Genomic DNA, 16,099 nt, shown 5'->3' on the forward strand with positions numbered 1-16,099 from the left:
TCGCCGCATGCCCCTCGGGGGCGTGGGTCAGCTCCTGGGGGTGAGCAGGACCAAGGGGATCTCGCGGGTGGTCTTCGTCTGGTAGCCCGCATAACCCTTGTAGGCCGTGGTGACCCGGGGCCACAGGCTCGCGCGTTCGTCGGGGGTGGCGACGCGGGCCGTCATCGGGCGCTCGGGACCGTTGCGCAACGACACCTCGACGTTCGGGTTCTCGCGCAGGTTCAGGAACCAGGCGGGGTGGGTGGGGTCGCCGGCACGGGAGGCGACGATCACGATCGTGTCGCCCTCGATGATGGGCGCGGTCAGCATGACCTTGCGGGGCTCCCCGGATTTACGGCCGATGGTGGTGAGTTGCAGGGACGGCATCCCGAAGATCGAGTTGCCGATGCGCCCGCCCGTCAGTGTGAGCAGCGTGCGGTGGACTGTGTTCGTGATCTTCAGCTGCAAGTCGCTGGGCATAGGGGAAACCTACCCCGATTTCACCGCAGCTGATCGGTAAGACGGGGGAGGAAGGGGCGCTGGCCTTTGCCGAGCTTTTCCGCCGCGGTAGTGGGGTCGAACCAGCCGACCCGGTCGATCTCGGGAAACTCCGTGCGCCGTCCCGACCGCGGCGGCCACTCCATCTCGAAGGTGCCCGGCACGATTTCGGCCGGGTCGAGATCGCCCTCGACCGCCCACACGGTGAGGAACTTGCGTTTGCTCCCGCTGCGATAACTCACCTGCCCGAGGTCGATCCAGGCACCATCGGGTACCGGCAATCCGATTTCCTCGGTGAACTCTCGCCGGGCGGCATCGCGCGCCGTCTCCTCGGGCTCGTACTCGCCCTTGGGAATCGACCAGGCCGAGGCATCTTTGTTCGCCCACAGCGGCCCACCCATATGCCCCAGCAGCACCTCGACCCCGGCGTCGGCCCGGCGGTAGACCAGTACGCCCGCACTGAATACGTCCGTCATCGCACTGAGTCTGCCAGGCGTGATCGCGCACCGACGATCGGTCGCACCGCGTCAGAGCGCGTCACCCGCACGCAGCCCGGCGGCGCGCAGCAGGAGGTAGTCGCGCTCCGGCACGCTCGCGGTCTGCCGCGCGGCGCGCTGGTATTCGCGCACTGCGTCAGCCTGTTCGCCCGCCATCTCGTGGAGGTGCCCGCGGACCGCCGCGAGCCGGTGCGAACGGGAGAGGGGTTCGGCGACGCTGTCGGCAACCGCCAGCCCGGCGGCCGGTCCGTGCACCATCGCGGTGGCCACCGCACGGTTGAGGGTGATCATCGGGTTGGGGGTCAGGCGTTCGAGCATGGTGTAGAGCACCAGGATTCGCTGCCAGTCGGTGTCCTCGGGGCGGCGGGCCTCGGCGTGCAGACCCGCGATGGCGGCTTGCAGCTGGTACTGCCCGGTCAATCCGGCCGACAGGGTCGCGGTGAGCAGGCGCAGGCCCTCGGTGATCTGCGGGCGGTCCCACCGCGAGCGATCCTGTTCGGTGAGGGGGACCAGTTCGCCGTGCGGTCCGGAGCGAGCGGCGCGGCGGGCGTCGGTGAGCAGCATCAGCGCGAGTAGGCCGGTGACCTCGGCGTTCTCCGGGAGTAATGCGCGCAGGGCGCGGGTGAGCCGGATCGCCTCGGCCGACAGATCCCCGCGCCGCAACCCTGCTCCCGCGGTGCTGGTGTGCCCCTCGGTGAAGATCACGTACAGCACCTGCAGCACCGCACTCACGCGCGTGCTGTCGTGCGCGCCGTCGGCGAACGGCCGATCCGATTCGGCCAGTCGCTTCTTCGCCCGTGAGATACGTTGCCCCATCGTCGATTCCGGGACAAGGAACGCCGCGGCGATCTCGGCGGTACTCAGGCCGCCGACCGCCCGCAGCGTCAGGGCGACGGCCCCGGCGGGCGGCAGGTCGGGATGGCAGCACAGGAAATACATGTCGAGGGTGTCGTCGCGCCCGACCGCCTCGACGGGCACATCCCGCACGAAAACCGTTGTCTCCCTGCGTCGTCGCGCCACCTCGGCGCGCACCGCGTCGGCCATCCGCCGCTGCGCTACCTGGATCAGCCAGCCGCGCGGATTGTCCGGCAGCCCTTCGTGATTCCACTGGGTCGAGGCCGCGAGCAAGGCGTCCTGCACCGCATCCTCGGCGAGGTCGAAATCGCCGAAGCGGCGGACCAATACGCCGAGGACCTGCGGTGCGAGTTCACGCAGCAGGTCCTCGACGTGCGGCAGAGTTTCGGTCACGCGACGTCGGGCGCGCTCATGATCTGGCGCACCTCGATGTATTCACCGATCGGTTTGCCTCCTGCTCCGGGTGCCGCCGAAGCCTGTGCGGCGATCTCTACCGCCCGCTCGACGGAATCGACATCGACCACCCAGAACCCGGCGAGGAACTCCTTGGTCTCGGGAAATGGGCCGTCCGTCACCACCGGCGCCGAGCGGCCGTCGGAGCACACGATCTTCGCCTGATCGGGTGCGGCCAGGCCCTGCGCTTCGACGAGTTCACCCGCTGCGGCGAGCTGTTCGCCCAGTGCCCGCTGGAAGTCGATGTGGGCGGCGATGTCCTCAGGTGCCCACTCCGGCAGCGGGATGTCGCAGTACGCGGCCTGGGCATAGGTCTTGACCAGCATGAATTTCATGGTTCAGCTCCTGCTCGCTGCGCCCCTGTGGCGCGTTCGACGGTTGGTCGGCGCCGACGTGCGGTCTTCGACACAAGCATCGCTGTGAACTGAATCACAGTGGGATGTTCATGTCCGTGAGCCGGTCGGGATCGACGGGCTCTTTCGAGCCGATCAGCTCCTTGATCCGGTCGGTCACATCCCACACGTTGACGTTCATCCCCGCGCGGACCTTGTTCTGCTCGTCGAGCCAGAACGCGACGAACTCGCGCTCGCCGAGGTCGCCACGCACCACCACCCGCACGTCGTCGCCGCGCCCGACGTAGCCGGAGTACTCCATCCCGATGTCGTACTGATCGCTGAAGAAGTACGGAAGCCGGTCGTAGACAGCGGCTTTGCCCAACATCGTCTTCGCGGCGACCGCGGGCTGATTCAGCGCGGTTGCCCAGTGCTCGACGCGGATCGGGCGGTGCAACAGCGGGTGTTGCTGCTCGGCGATATCGCCCACCGCGACCACATCGGGATCGCTGGTGCGCAACGCCGCGTCCACCAGCACGCCGCCGTCGACCGAGAGTCCGGCCGCGGCCGCTGCCTCGATATTGGGCTGCGCGCCCACCGCGACCAGCACCGCCTGCGCCGCGATCACCGTGCCGTCGCCGAGCCGTACGGCCGTCGCCTCGCCCTGCTCGGTGAGGATCGTGTCGACGGTGGTGTTCGTGCGCAGGTCGACGCCGTGCGCGCGATGCACGTCGGCGTAGAACCGGCCCATCTCCGGGCCGAGCACCCCGATCAGCGGCAGCTCGGCCGACTCGATCACCGTGACCTCGACGCCCTTGGCGCGGGCCTGCGCGGCGACCTCGAGACCGATCCACCCCGCCCCGATGATCACCAGGCGTCGATCCGCGCCCAGTACCTCGAGCAGCGCGTTCGAATCGCCGATGGTGCGCAGGGTGTAGACGTTCGGGGCGTCGGCGCCGGGAATGTCGAGCGTGCGGGCTCGCGAACCGGTGGCCAGAGCCAGCTTGTCGTAGTCCATGGTGGAGCCGTCGGGCAGCGTCACGGTCTTGGCGACCGGATCGAAGGCGGTGGCGGTGGTGCCCAACCGCAGGTCGACGTGGTGATCGCGGTACCAGGCGGCCGAGTCGACGGTGAAATCGGGCAGTTGCTGGGTGCCCGCCAGATGCTGTTTGGACAGTGGTGGGCGCTCGTAGGGCAGCTCTTCTTCGGCGGCCAACAGCGTGACCCGGCCGTCGAAGTCGTTGGCGCGCAGGGCCTCGGTGATCTTCGCCCCGCCCAGACCCCCACCGATGACGACGAAATGCTGATTCGAGCTCATGAACGGACTCCTTCTCGCGGACGACCCGGACTCCTCGCAACCCGAGCCTAGTGCGCGTTTTCGCCGACGGGAACGATTCCGGCGGTGCCGCGGTTGCACCAGTCGACGAGGCGGATCCAACCCCGCCGACAGCCGACCCGAGAGGAACCCATCGTGAGCGAGCAGGTCACCAAGGATGTCGCCGATTTCTGGTTCGACCCGCTGTGCCCGTGGTGCTGGATCACCTCGCGGTGGATCCTGGAAGTCGAGAAGGTGCGCGATATCGAGGCGCGCTTCCACGTGATGAGCCTGGCCGTGCTCAACGAGGGCAAAGACGACCTGCCGCAGGTCTATGCCGACATGATGGTCGACGCGTGGGGACCGGTCCGTGTCGTGATCGCCGCTGGTCAGAAGTACGGCGACGAGATCCTGCTCCCGCTGTACACCGCGATGGGTACCCGGATCCACGACCGCAAGGCCGAGTACGAGCGTGAGACGCTGCGGGAAACCTTCGACGCGGTGATCGCCGACTCGCTCGCCGAGCTGAACCTGTCCGCCGATCTCGCGCAGGCCGCCACCAGCACCGACTACGACGAGGCGCTGCGGGCCAGCCACCACGCGGGGATGGACAAGGTCGGCCCCGATGTCGGCACGCCGACGATCCACGTGAACGGTTCCGCGTTCTTCGGGCCGGTGCTCTCGCGCATTCCGCGCGGCGAGGACGCGGGCCGGGTGTGGGACGGAGTGGTCGCGCTGGCCTCGTACCCGCACTTCTTCGAGCTCAAGCGCACCCGCACCGAGGACCCGGCCTTCGACTGAGGACGATCAGACCGGCTTCGGTGGCAGCGCGGGCGGCGCCGAATTCAGCGGATAGCCACCCGGCGGCGGGATCATGCCGGGTGGCGGTGCGCTCGGACGCCAGAACATCGGGCCCGGCTTGCTGCGATCGCGCAGTGCCCACATCCGCCAGGTGAGCACCGGGTGACTGGCCATCGCGTTGACCAGCCAGACGAAACCGCCCTTCTCGGCGACGGCCCGATCGGCCATCTCGTCGACCCCGACATCGGTATTGAGGTACTTGCCCGCGGCCAGCGTCGCCATCGCGGTGGGCGCGCCCTGCGGGCGGAAGCAGAAGCCGTGGTTGTCGGCGGTGTACTCCTGCGCGCGGATCAGCGAGGACCCGAGCACCGGCAACCACGGCGCGACGAACATGCCCAACTGTCGCCAATATGACACGTGACCTGCGGCGATATGGCCGACTTCATGGCCGATGATGAACGCGAGTCCGTCGGGTTCGCGTGCGGCGCCGCCGATTTCGAACAGATCGCTGTAGACCACGACGAACCGTCGGAACCCGTGCCCAGCGGCGAACGCGTTGATCTGGCCGTTGCCGAGGATCACGTACGCGTCCGGCGCCTTGTGCATCCCGAATCGCGCCGCCGCCTCCTGCACCAACCGGTACCCGTCGGGGAACTGGGTGGGCGACATCTTCACGCCGTTCACGCGCTGGGTCGCGAGGTTCAGACCACGACCGGCCCACAGCAGCACCGGCGCGAACAACAGCAGCAGCACATACGGACTGGTGACGATCGAACTGGTCTGTTCCACGCCGTTCTCGTCGACGACCGGATCGGCGAACAACTCCACCGTCATGAGCACCAGCGCCAGCAGATACGCGACCGCGGTGATCATGATGACCACGATCAACAGCGGGATCTCCCACGGATGCCGGGCGGGGCGATCCCACGGCATCAAGCCGCGCGGGCGGTGCGACGGCGGTGCGGGCGGACCACCCGGCGGAAAGTGACCGGGGGCGTAATGGCCCGGCGCGACAGGCGGATACGGGCCCGTCGGGCCGGGGAACGGGGCCCGCGGTGCACTGTCGGGTGCGGGGAAACCACCGGTCCGCGGATCGGACTGGGCCCACGGTGACGGCGGCGCGGTGTCTTTGTGCAGCGACGGCGGGGAGTCGGTGTGCTCCGGCGGGGAACCTGCCGAATGCGGGAAATGCGGTTCGTGCGGGTGCATGAAACGACTCTAAGCGGGCCTGCGACAATCGCAGCCATGCGCGTTTACCTGGGTGCCGACCATGCCGGTTTCGAACTGAAGAATCACGTCAAGGCTCATCTGCAGGAGGCCGGACACGAGGTCGTCGATTGCGGCGCCCTCGAATACGACGCTCTCGACGACTACCCCGCCTTCTGCATCGAGGCGGCACGTCGCACCGTCGCCGACCCGGGCTCGCTCGGCCTGGTCTTCGGTGGCAGCGGCAACGGCGAGCAGATCGCCGCCAACAAGGTTCCCGGCGCCCGCTGCGCGCTGGCCTGGAGCGTCGAAACCGCCAAGCTGGCCCGCGAACACAACAACGCCCAGCTGATCGGCATCGGCGGCCGCATGCACTCCACCGAGGAAGCGCTGGCCATCGTCGACGCGTTCCTCGCGCAGGCCTGGTCGGACGAGGCGCGCCACCAGCGCCGCATCGACATCCTGGCCGACTACGAGAAGTCCGGCGAAGCCCCCGCCGTCCCTGCCTACTGAGCAGTGCCGGAAGGGCATACCCTCCACCGGATCGCCGACCTGCATCAGCGGCGGTTCTCCGGTGGGGTGGTGCGGGTTTCGAGTCCGCAGGGGCGGTTCGCCGAGGGTGCCGCGCTCGTGGACGGGCAGGTGCTGGAGCGGGCCGAGGCCTACGGGAAACATCTGTTGCACCACTACGCGTCCGGGCTGACGGTGCACGTGCATCTCGGGTTGTACGGCATCTTCAGCGAGGTCGAGTTGCCGATGGCGGCGCCGGTCGGGCAGGTGCGGATGCGAATGCTCGGTGCCGCGACGGACTTCGGCACCGACCTGCGCGGACCCACCGCGTGTGAGGTGCTGCTGCCACCCGAAGTGGACGCGCTCACCGCGCGTCTCGGCGCCGACCCACTACGTGCCGATGCCGACCACGAACACGCGGGCGCGCGAATCCGCCGCTCCCGCAGGGCAATCGGCGCACTGCTGATGGACCAGTCCCTGATCGCCGGTGTCGGCAACGTCTACCGCGCGGAAGTCCTGTTCCGCCACGGCATCTCACCCTTCCGCCCCGGCACCTCGATCACTCCCGCCGAATGGGACACCCTCTGGGCCGATCTGGTCGACCTCATGCCGATCGGCGTCACCACCGGCCGCATGCACGTAGTCCGCCCCGAACACGACACCGGCGCACCGTCCTACAGCAAAGACCGCCCCCGCACCTACGTTTACCGCCGTCAGGGTGAACCCTGCCGAGTCTGCGCGACCCCCGTCGCGCACAAGGTCATGGAAGGCCGAAACCTCTTCTGGTGCGCCACCTGTCAGCCCGGGTAGAAGTCGGCTGAGCCGGAACGCGAAGTGCAGGCTTCGCGATCCGACTCAGCCGGCGACCGCCGTTCCCAGTTCGGGGTCGCCAGATTCAGCGAGCGCGAAACGCCGCCCGCCCGCCGATTTCGCCGAGTACATCGCGCGGTCGGCGCGGCGTAGCAGATCGGTGAAATCGCACGTTTTTCCCGGTGGGCAGAAAGCGGTGCCCACGCTGGCCGAGACCGGTACGGGACCCGCGCTCGACCACACCGGGTCGCGCAGTGCCGCGACCACTCGGTGCGCCAGCTCGCCGAGGGTGTCGCGGCGCGGGTTGGCCGCCACCACGAACTCGTCGCCGCCGTATCGGCAGATCACGGTGTCGGGCGGGCACACCTCACGCAGCCGGTTGGCCAGTTCGACCAGTACCTCGTCGCCGATCGCGTGTCCGTAGCCGTCGTTGATCTGTTTGAAGCGATCCAGGTCAACCACCAGCACGCCGACGCCGCGGCTCGGGTCGGCGGCGAACGCACGGACCCGTTCCTGCAGCAGCGTGCGGTTCGCGAGATCGGTGAGTGCGTCGTGAGTCGCCTCGTGGCGCAAGCGGTGCTGCAGCGCGGCGATCTCCTGTACGCGCAGTGACACTTTCGCCGAGATGTTCTGTTCCTGTTGCGCCAGGGCGCGTTCCTGCAGTGCCTGTGCGTAGCTGTCGATGGCCTGGCTGGCCACCAGCGGCCAGCGGGTCGCCACCAGCGATCCCGGAACCCCCGAGGGGAAACCGAGCAGCCAGCGACTGGCATGGGCCAGCATCCTGGTGCGTTCGAAGGGAGCCTCGGCCAACCGTGCGCCGAGCTTGCGCGCCTGTGGTACCGGGAACGGTTCGGTCCGTGCCAGGTGCAGCAGCCGCTCGACGATGTCGACGAGCACCGGCTCCAACTGGTGCGGCGCCGTGGAGGATCCCGGTTCGGCGCAGACCGCGCGGGCCCAGGCGCGGGCCATCGCGGCTACCGGTGGCTCGATGTGTGTCATCGAGATCACCGGCGGAGAGTGGCGACGGACTTGCCACCTCGATCATTCGCACTGCTACGCGGTTGGGTCCACCGAGTTCGGTACACGCTCACCGCCCCCTTTCCAGATACCCCCGTCCGGCAAAAAGGATCCTAGCAAGCCACCCGAGACCGAAAAGTCACGTTCTATAACGCGTTCTCGCGTCTCTCGCGAATGGCGATCGGCTATGACATCGCTGCAGAGTCCCCGGCGTTACACATTTCCCGAAAATATTTTCGAGAGCCGCAAACGTGCAGCGTGGAGCCCTCCGCTGGGCGGTGGACGTTGCTTCGCCATGGGTCCCTCCTGCACGGGGTGCGAGTCGTGACGATGTGGCAGTAGTCGTCACGCGCACTCTCATGGTGGCCTACTCGCCGCCCACGTGCCGGGTTTTTAAGGAAAATTCTCCTATTTAATCCCCCGGTGGAGCAGGCGCCGGTCCCCGTGAGCGCACAAACCATCGTCGCCGGGAGGGTGTGTCGTTGCTAGGGCCATTAGGCCCTAATCGGGCACGACGACGGTTTATCGCGGAGGGAGTGGGTATCCCGGCTGTCCACGCGCGCGCATCCGGGCAGGCCGGGGCCGGATTGGCATTTTTCGCGCGGGGTTCGGTACAGTCGTGGCGCACACGACATCGTGGCGATCCCATCGATGTCGTATGCCTGCGGGTGTAGTTCAATGGTAGAACCTCAGCCTTCCAAGCTGATGGTGCGGGTTCGATTCCCGTCACCCGCTCAAACATGTATTGCCTCGACGGTGCTCTCGCCGATGAGGTATCGGGGTGTAGCGCAGCTTGGTAGCGCATCCGCTTTGGGAGCGGAGGGTCGCAGGTTCAAATCCTGTCACCCCGACCATCACTCGAATCCAGCCCCGGACCAGGGGCTTTTTTCGATTCTGTGGCGCGATAGGGTGGCGCCTATGTCTACTGACTCCAGGGTCGCGATCGTCACCGGTGCCGCACGTGGGATCGGCGCCGCTGTCGCCACCAAACTCGCTGCCGACGGTAATGCTGTCGCCGTGCTCGACCTCGACGAAGCCGCCTGCGCGGGCACCGTCGCCGCCATCGAGGCCGCCGGTGGCACCGCGCTGGCCGTTGGTGCCGATGTTTCCGATGAAGCGGCGGTCGCGGCCGCGGTGGAGCGGATCGCCACCGAACTCGGCGCGCCGACGATCCTGGTGAACAACGCGGGCGTGCTGCGCGACAACCTGCTGTTCAAGATGTCGGTCGATGATTGGGACACGGTCATGAACGTGCACCTGCGCGGCGCCTTCCTGATGTCGCGCGCCGTGCAGAAGTACATGGTCGAGGCGAAGTACGGGCGCATCGTCAACCTGTCGAGCACCTCGGCACTCGGCAACCGCGGCCAGGCCAACTACGCCGCCGCCAAGGCAGGCATGCAGGGCTTCACCAAGACCCTGGCCTTCGAACTCGGCAAATTCGGCGTCACGGCCAACGCGATCGCGCCCGGCTTCATCGAAACCGACATGACCGCCGCCACGGCTGCCCGCGTCGGCGCCGACTTCGAGGCGTTCAAAGCGGCTGCCGCGGCGCAGATCCCGGTCAACCGGGTCGGTACGCCCGAAGACATCGCCAACACGGCCTCGTTCTTCGCCAGCGAAGGCGCCGGGTTCGTGTCGGGTCAGGTCATCTATGTGGCGGGCGGTCCGAAGGATTAAGCGCAGCCGAAGCGGAAGTCCGCGCGCGACTCGGTGCCCGCGGTCAGGGTGACTCGAACAGGTTCGGTGACGGCCAGCCCGCAGCCGCCGGGCACCGTCACGACCCGCACTTCGTAGCAACCCGCCGGCAGCGCAACGCTCGCCCGCCCGTCGGCCCCGCTCACCAGGGTGGCGACCACCTGGTTCGCAGCACACGGTGTGACCGCGATATCGGCCCGATTGACCGGGACCGGTTCTCGGCCGGTGAAGGCCCATGCTGTCAATGTTCCCGTTCCCGGCGGCGCGGGATCGGCGCTCGCGACACCGGTGACCATGAGCGGAGCGAATACGGACAGTGCGAACAAGATGCGGCGCATGAACCTCTCCTCGTCGATGAGTCGGGTCGTCCGGTGCTGATGCTAGGCCCATCGCGGTCCACACGGGGTCAACCCTCGACGAGCGGGCGTTGTCGACCTTGCCGGAACACAGCAAGGCCGATAAGTGGCTAACCGATCGGGGTGATCCCCGCACGTTCGCACCACACCTGTTCGGCGGGCACGGAAATCGTGGTCAGCTCCGGATAGCGCAGGGCGGAGAGGGTGCCGCCGAAGACCGCACCGGTGTCGAGACAGAGGGTGTTGTTGACCCAGGTGAGGGTCGGCACCGGGGTGTGGCCGTAGAGGACGGTGGCGGTGCCCCGGTAGTCCTTGGCCCAGTCGTAGCGGATGGGGTAGCCGTGCTCGTCGAGTTCCCCGGTGGGGGCGCCGTAGAGGGCGAAGGAGCGGGCTCGGCCGGAGGTGCTGCCGTGCAGGCTCGCGGGCAGACCCGCGTGGGCTACGACGAGCCTGCCGCGGTCCAACAGATAGTGGGCGGGCAGGTCGCGCAGGAAAGCGTGTGCGGCGGTGCGGAATGCGAGATCTTCGTCGGCCAGTTGGGCCAGCGACTGTTCGAGGCCGTGCGCGATTCGGACGTTGCGGCCGTCGAGGGCGCGCATCAGTTTGTGATCGTGGTTGCCGGTGACCGACAGTGCGGTCTTGGCTGCCACCATCCCCATCGCCAGGCGCAGCACACCGGGAGTGTCCGGGCCACGATCGACGAGGTCGCCGACGAAGACCACGATGCGGTCGTCGGGGTGGCGGGCACCGATCGGGCGGCCGCGGTCGTCGCGGTCGATCTCGTAGCCGAGCGCGCCGAGCAGGGTCTCCAGTTCGCTGCGGCAGCCGTGGACGTCACCGATCACGTCGAACGGTCCGGTCAGGTCGCGGCGGTCGCGGGGGAGCAGGTCGGTGCGGCGGGGTTCGGTCATCTCCCGTCCATCGTCGGCCACGGCGGGCCCGCGTGGCAACCGCGTTACTCCGCGGTCGGGATCGCCGAGTCGGGCCAGGTCCAATTCGCCACGACCGGGATGTCGGCGCCCTGCTCGCGGGTCCATCGACGCGCGATCAACCGGGCGTCGACGATCTCCTGGCGCAGACCCGCCGCCCGCTCGCGCAGGCCGGGCACGCGGTCGATCACGTCGAGCACCAGGTGGAAGCGGTCGAGATCGTTGAGCATCACCATGTCGAAGGGCGTGGTGGTGGTGCCCTTCTCCTTGTAGCCGCGCACATGCAGGTTGGCGTGATTGGTGCGGCGATAGGTGAGCCGGTGCACCAGCCACGGGTAGCCGTGGAAGGCGAAGATCACCGGGCGATCGGTGGTGAACAGGGCGTCGAACTCGGCATCGGGCAGGCCGTGCGGGTGTTCGTCCGCCGGCAGCATACGCATCAGGTCCACGACGTTGACGAACCGAATCCGTAAGTCCGGCAGGCGATCTCGCAGAATAGCCACCGCGGCGAGGGTTTCCAGGGTCGGCACATCGCCCGCGCATCCCAACACCACATCCGGTGTCGTGCCGAGATCGTCGTTGTGACAGGCCCAATCCCAGATCCCGAGTCCGCGAGTGCAGTGCGATCCCGCCTCCTCGGCCGAAAGCCAGTCCGGCCCCGGCTGTTTGCCCGCCACCACCACGTTCGCGTAGTGCAGCGACCGCAGGCAGTGGTCGTAGGTCGAGAGCAGGGTATTGGCGTCGGGCGGCAGATACACGCGCACGATGTCGGGGCTCTTGTTCGCCACCACATCGAGGAAACCGGGGTCCTGATGGGTGAAACCGTTGTGGTCCTGGCGCCACACATGCGAGGTGAGCAGGTAGTTCAGGCTCGGGATCTTGCGCCGCCACGGCACCTGCAGGCTGGCATCGAGCCACTTGGCGTGCTGGTTGAACATGGCGTCGACGATGTGGATGAACGCCTCGTAGCAGGTGAACACGCCGTGGCGGCCGGTCAGCAGATAGCCCTCCAGCAGGCCTTCGCACATGTGCTCGGACAGCACCTCGACCGCGCGACCGACCGGGGACAGATCGACATCCCATGGCCCGACTTCCTCCTGCCAGTTGCGTCCGGTCACGTCGAGAATGTCCTGCAACCGGTTGCTGGCCAGTTCGTCGGGGGCGAAGGTGAGGAAGTTGTGCGGATTGCGCGCGGTGACATCGCGCAGCCAGCCGCCGAGCACCCTGGTCGCCTCGTGTTCGCTCGCGCCCGGTGCCGCGACGTCCACGCAGTAGTCACGCCAGTCGGGCAGATCGAGATCGCGAATCAGCAAGCCGCCGTTGGCCACCGGATTCAGGCTCATCGGATGCGCGGGAACCTGCTCCAGCAGGGCGGGCACCGGCGAGCCGTCCTGTTCGAACAGTTCCTCCGGCCGATACGACCGCAGCCACAGCTCGAGCACCCGCCGGTGCTCGGGGTCGGTGCGCGCGCTGGGCAGTGGGACCTGATGCGCGCGGAACGTGCCCTCGACCTGTTGGCCGTCGACCACCGGGGGACAGGTCCACCCCTTCGGGGTGTGCAGCACGATCATCGGCCAGCGTGGACGTTGCGTGTCACCGTCTTCGCGGGCGGCCCGCTGGAACTGCGCGATCCGGTCCATGCAGGTGTTCATCGCGGCGGCCATCGCCTGGTGCACCGGAGCCGGGTCGTTGCCGGAGACGATCAGCGGCTCGTAGCCGTAGCCGCGCAGCAGTTCGACCAGCTCCGCCTCGGGGATGCGGGCGAGGATCGTGGGATTGGCGATCTTGTACTCGTTGAGCGCGAGGATCGGCACCACCGCGCCGTCACGACCCGCGTTGAGGAACTTGTTCGCGTGCCAACTGCCAGCCAGCGGTCCGGTCTCGGCCTCGCCGTCGCCGACCACGCAGAACACGACGAGATCGGGGTTGTCCAGGGCGGCGCCGTACGCGTGCAGCAGGCTGTAGCCGAGTTCACCGCCCTCGTGGAACGACCCCGGTGTCTCCGGCGCGCAGTGACTCGGCACGCCGCCGGGGAAGGAGAACCGGTGGAAGAATCGGCGCATGCCGTCGCCGTCGCGCGGGATATCGGGCTCGAGTTCGGCGTAGGCGTTCTCGAGCCAGGCACAGGCGTTGGGACCAGGTCCGCCGTGGCCGGGGCCCGCGACGTAGACCGCGTTCAGCCCGCGCTCCCGGATCACCCGATTGGCATGGGCCCACACCAGATTCAGGCCGGGCACGGTGCCGAAGTGGCCGAGCAGTCGCGGTTTGATGTCCTCGGCGACCAGCGGGGTGCGCAGCAGCGGATTGCGCATCAGGTAGATCTGGCCGACCGCGAGATAGTTCGACGCCCGCCACCACCTGTCGACCGCGACGAGTTCGGCGCGCGAGAGCGGGCCGGGCGCGTCGGTGAGAACGTAGGGCTTCGGGGCGATCGTGTCGCCTCCGCCGTCGCCCACGTTGTCCGCGGCGGTGTCGCCGATGGTGTTCCCGGTCATCGCGGACTCTCCTCGTACTCGCCGGAGTTCGCGGCGCCGTCCGCGCCGCGGGGCCTGCACGGGTGCCGATCGAGGACCGGCGACACCGGTGGAAAACGCAGTGCCGAGCCTACCGTCGTGCCGGTATCCGGCGCCGCAACGACGGTCGATTACTGTGCGGGCCATGCATTCTCTCGCCAGGTTCATCGGAATCGGACTCGTCGCGGCCGCCGCGATCACCACAGCGGCCTGCGGCTCCGACACGGATTCGACCGGTGCGCCGAGCACGAGCGCGGCCGGGAACACCGCGAGCACGGGCCTCGAATGCACCGCCGACGAGGTGAAGGTCAGCGGCGGTTTCGGCGAGACGCCCAAGATCACCATCCCCGACACCTGTGAGCCGCCCAAGACGTTGATCGTCAAGGACCTGGTGGTCGGTAGCGGCCCCGGTGCCGTGGCCGGACAGCCGCTGACCATGAACTACGAGCTGGTCACCTGGTCGGACAAGCAGGTGCTCGACAGTTCCTTCCAGCGGGGCAAGCCGTTCGGGCTGACCCTGGGCACCGGCCAGGTCATCCAGGGCTGGGACGAGGGCCTGATCGGCGTGCAGCAGGGCACGCGCAGGCTGCTGATCGTGCCGCCGAACCTGGGCTACGGCGAAGGCGGCAACGGTGTCGCGCCGAACGAGACGCTGGTCTTCGTCACCGATGCCGTGCAGGTCGGCCGCTAGCGCCACCCGCAAACAACCGCCGATTGCGCGACCGCGGAGGCGGTCAACTACCCTGGTCGGGATGCGCTTTATGCGCCGCACCTGGCTTAGCCGTGCCTGACGATGGCGCGTCGCCCCCCTGTGGGGACACCACCATGAACTACGAACCAAGGAGTATGTCCGTGAAGAGCACCGTCGAGCAGCTGAGCCCGACCCGGGTCCGGATCAACGTCGAGGTGCCCTTCGAGGAGCTGAAGCCCGACTTCGACAAGGCATACAAGGCGCTGGCACAGCAGATCAAGATCCCCGGCTTCCGTCCCGGCAAGGCTCCGGCCAAGCTGATCGAGACCCGGGTCGGCCGTGGCGCCGTGCTCGAGCAGGTCGTCAACGACGCACTGCCGAACAAGTACGCCGAGGCCGTCGAGACCGCTGCGGTCAAGGTCATCGGCCAGCCCGAGATCGAGATCACCAAGATCGAAGACGGCGAAGAGCTGGCGTTCACCGCCGAGGTCGACGTGCGCCCCGAGATCACCCTGCCCGATTACTCGGGCATCGAGGTGACTGTCGATACCTTCACCATCGGTGACGACGACATCGAAGAGCAGCTCACCTCGCTGCGTCAGCGCTTCGGCACCCTCACCGGTGTCGAGCGCGCGGTCGCCGACGGCGACTTCGTGTCGATCGACCTGTCGGCCACCGTCGACGGTGAGGACGTCCCCGAGGCGGCCACCACCGGTCTGTCGCACGAGGTCGGTTCGGGTCAGCTGATCGAGGGTCTCGACGAGGCCGTCATCGGTCTGAAGGCCGGCGAGTCCGCCGAGTTCACCTCCACCCTGGTGGCGGGCGATCACGCGGGCAAGGAAGCGCTGATCACCGTCGCCGTGCAGTCGGTGAAGGAGCGCGAGCTGCCCGAGGCCGACGACGAGTTCGCCCAGCTGGCCAGTGAGTTCGACACCATCGACGAGCTCAAGGAAGACCTGAAGGGCCGCGTCGAGCGCGTCAAGAAGGTCGAGCAGGCCGGTTCGATCCGCGACAAGGTGCTCGACACCCTGCTCGAGACCGTCGAGGTTCCGCTGCCAGAGGCCGTCGTCAAGGCCGAGGTCGACGCCGTGGTCCACGACGCCGTGCACGGGTTCGATCACGACGAGGCCAAGCTGGCCGAGGCGCTCGAGGCGCAGGGCTCCTCCCGCGAGGAGTTCGACAAGGACACCCAGGAAGCCGCCGAGAAGTCGGTGAAGACCCAGCTGCTGCTCGACGCCATCGCCGAGGCCGAGAACACCCAGGTCGGCCAGCAGGAGCTGACCGAGCGGATCCTGTTCCAGGCGCAGCGTTACGGCATGTCGCCGGAGCAGTTCATCCAGCAGGTGCAGCAGGCGGGCCAGCTCGGCGCGGTCTTCGCCGACGTGCGCCGCGGCAAGGCACTGGCCGGGGTCGTCGGTCAGGTGAAGGTGACCGATTCCGACGGCAACGTGGTCGACACCACCGAAATGTTCGGTGACCCTGCGGATTCCGCTGAAATCGAGCTGGACGAAGCCGCTGCTGAGTAGGTTTCGGCGGCGTGATTTGATTGCGCTGTGAGCGAAGAGGGGCGGTGCCGGGAGTTCGGTGCCGCCCTGCTTCGTTAGTGTTTGTGACGACGAACCGTATTCGTATGGCCGTAGCA

General features: G+C 67.9%; 16 protein-coding genes and 2 tRNA genes. 8 read left to right on the forward strand and 10 right to left on the reverse strand.

Annotated features, from left to right (window positions below):
* Positions 1-27 precede the first annotated feature (27 nt).
* From ACLJPD_RS23555 to ACLJPD_RS23575, 5 genes are all read right to left on the reverse strand, one after another.
* Positions 28-459: a nitroreductase/quinone reductase family protein gene (locus tag ACLJPD_RS23555; protein ID WP_410874945.1), complete on the reverse strand. Its 432-nt coding sequence runs from the start codon at positions 457-459 to the stop codon at positions 28-30.
* Between the two features lie 20 nt (positions 460-479).
* Complete coding sequence (locus ACLJPD_RS23560; protein ID WP_410874947.1) at positions 480-953, reverse strand: NUDIX domain-containing protein; 474 nt, start codon at positions 951-953, stop codon at positions 480-482.
* A gap of 51 nt (positions 954-1,004) precedes the next feature.
* The gene (locus ACLJPD_RS23565) at positions 1,005-2,222 is read right to left on the reverse strand and encodes an RNA polymerase sigma factor (RefSeq protein WP_410874949.1); all 1,218 of its coding nucleotides are present in this window, start codon (positions 2,220-2,222) and stop codon (positions 1,005-1,007) included.
* Complete coding sequence (locus ACLJPD_RS23570) at positions 2,219-2,617, reverse strand: YciI family protein (protein ID WP_410874950.1); 399 nt, start codon at positions 2,615-2,617, stop codon at positions 2,219-2,221. Before ACLJPD_RS23570 ends, ACLJPD_RS23565 begins: the two co-directional genes overlap by 4 nt.
* A gap of 94 nt (positions 2,618-2,711) precedes the next feature.
* Complete coding sequence (locus ACLJPD_RS23575; protein ID WP_410874951.1) at positions 2,712-3,932, reverse strand: NAD(P)/FAD-dependent oxidoreductase; 1,221 nt, start codon at positions 3,930-3,932, stop codon at positions 2,712-2,714.
* A gap of 153 nt (positions 3,933-4,085) precedes the next feature.
* Here ACLJPD_RS23575 and ACLJPD_RS23580 point away from each other — a divergent pair, with 153 nt between their 5' ends.
* Positions 4,086-4,730: a DsbA family protein gene (locus tag ACLJPD_RS23580; RefSeq protein WP_410874952.1), complete on the forward strand. Its 645-nt coding sequence runs from the start codon at positions 4,086-4,088 to the stop codon at positions 4,728-4,730.
* Between the two features lie 6 nt (positions 4,731-4,736).
* Here ACLJPD_RS23580 and ACLJPD_RS23585 read toward each other — a convergent pair whose 3' ends face one another.
* Entirely contained in the window at positions 4,737-5,939 is a 1,203-nt protein-coding gene (locus ACLJPD_RS23585; protein WP_410874953.1) for a M48 family metalloprotease, read from the reverse strand.
* Between the two features lie 36 nt (positions 5,940-5,975).
* Here ACLJPD_RS23585 and ACLJPD_RS23590 point away from each other — a divergent pair, with 36 nt between their 5' ends.
* Both ACLJPD_RS23590 and ACLJPD_RS23595 read left to right on the forward strand, forming a co-directional pair.
* Entirely contained in the window at positions 5,976-6,449 is a 474-nt protein-coding gene (locus ACLJPD_RS23590; RefSeq protein ID WP_410874955.1) for a ribose-5-phosphate isomerase, read from the forward strand.
* A 3-nt stretch (positions 6,450-6,452) separates the two neighbouring features.
* Entirely contained in the window at positions 6,453-7,256 is an 804-nt protein-coding gene (locus ACLJPD_RS23595; protein WP_410874956.1) for an Fpg/Nei family DNA glycosylase, read from the forward strand.
* Between the two features lie 45 nt (positions 7,257-7,301).
* Here ACLJPD_RS23595 and ACLJPD_RS23600 read toward each other — a convergent pair whose 3' ends face one another.
* The gene (locus ACLJPD_RS23600) at positions 7,302-8,255 is read right to left on the reverse strand and encodes a GGDEF domain-containing protein (protein WP_056821857.1); all 954 of its coding nucleotides are present in this window, start codon (positions 8,253-8,255) and stop codon (positions 7,302-7,304) included.
* 682 nt (positions 8,256-8,937) lie between these two features.
* On the opposite strand from ACLJPD_RS23600, the gene ACLJPD_RS23605 reads away from it, so the two are divergent.
* From ACLJPD_RS23605 to fabG, 3 genes are all read left to right on the forward strand, one after another.
* Positions 8,938-9,008, forward strand: a tRNA-Gly gene (locus ACLJPD_RS23605).
* 42 nt (positions 9,009-9,050) lie between these two features.
* A tRNA-Pro gene (locus tag ACLJPD_RS23610) sits at positions 9,051-9,127 on the forward strand.
* A gap of 64 nt (positions 9,128-9,191) precedes the next feature.
* A complete protein-coding gene (gene fabG, locus ACLJPD_RS23615; protein WP_410874957.1) occupies positions 9,192-9,950 on the forward strand; it encodes a 3-oxoacyl-ACP reductase FabG in 759 nt (252 codons plus the stop codon).
* Here fabG and ACLJPD_RS23620 read toward each other — a convergent pair.
* From ACLJPD_RS23620 to ACLJPD_RS23630, 3 genes are all read right to left on the reverse strand, one after another.
* Positions 9,947-10,306, reverse strand: a complete 360-nt coding sequence (locus ACLJPD_RS23620) for a hypothetical protein (RefSeq protein WP_410874958.1) — start codon at positions 10,304-10,306, stop codon at positions 9,947-9,949. The genes fabG and ACLJPD_RS23620 overlap by 4 nt on opposite strands.
* A 128-nt stretch (positions 10,307-10,434) precedes the next feature.
* The gene (locus ACLJPD_RS23625) at positions 10,435-11,235 is read right to left on the reverse strand and encodes a metallophosphoesterase (protein ID WP_410874960.1); all 801 of its coding nucleotides are present in this window, start codon (positions 11,233-11,235) and stop codon (positions 10,435-10,437) included.
* 44 nt (positions 11,236-11,279) lie between these two features.
* Positions 11,280-13,748: a phosphoketolase gene (locus tag ACLJPD_RS23630; protein WP_410874962.1), complete on the reverse strand. Its 2,469-nt coding sequence runs from the start codon at positions 13,746-13,748 to the stop codon at positions 11,280-11,282.
* Positions 13,749-13,911: 163 nt separating this feature from the next.
* On the opposite strand from ACLJPD_RS23630, the gene ACLJPD_RS23635 reads away from it, so the two are divergent.
* Both ACLJPD_RS23635 and tig read left to right on the forward strand, forming a co-directional pair.
* Positions 13,912-14,457 (forward strand): FKBP-type peptidyl-prolyl cis-trans isomerase, encoded by a 546-nt coding sequence (locus tag ACLJPD_RS23635; protein WP_410874963.1) that lies wholly within the window; start codon positions 13,912-13,914, stop codon positions 14,455-14,457.
* Between the two features lie 161 nt (positions 14,458-14,618).
* A complete protein-coding gene (tig, locus tag ACLJPD_RS23640) occupies positions 14,619-15,983 on the forward strand; it encodes a trigger factor (RefSeq protein ID WP_410874964.1) in 1,365 nt (454 codons plus the stop codon).
* Positions 15,984-16,099 lie beyond the last annotated feature (116 nt).

Source organism: Nocardia sp. A7, assembly GCF_046549215.1.
Lineage (GTDB): Bacteria > Actinomycetota > Actinomycetes > Mycobacteriales > Mycobacteriaceae > Nocardia.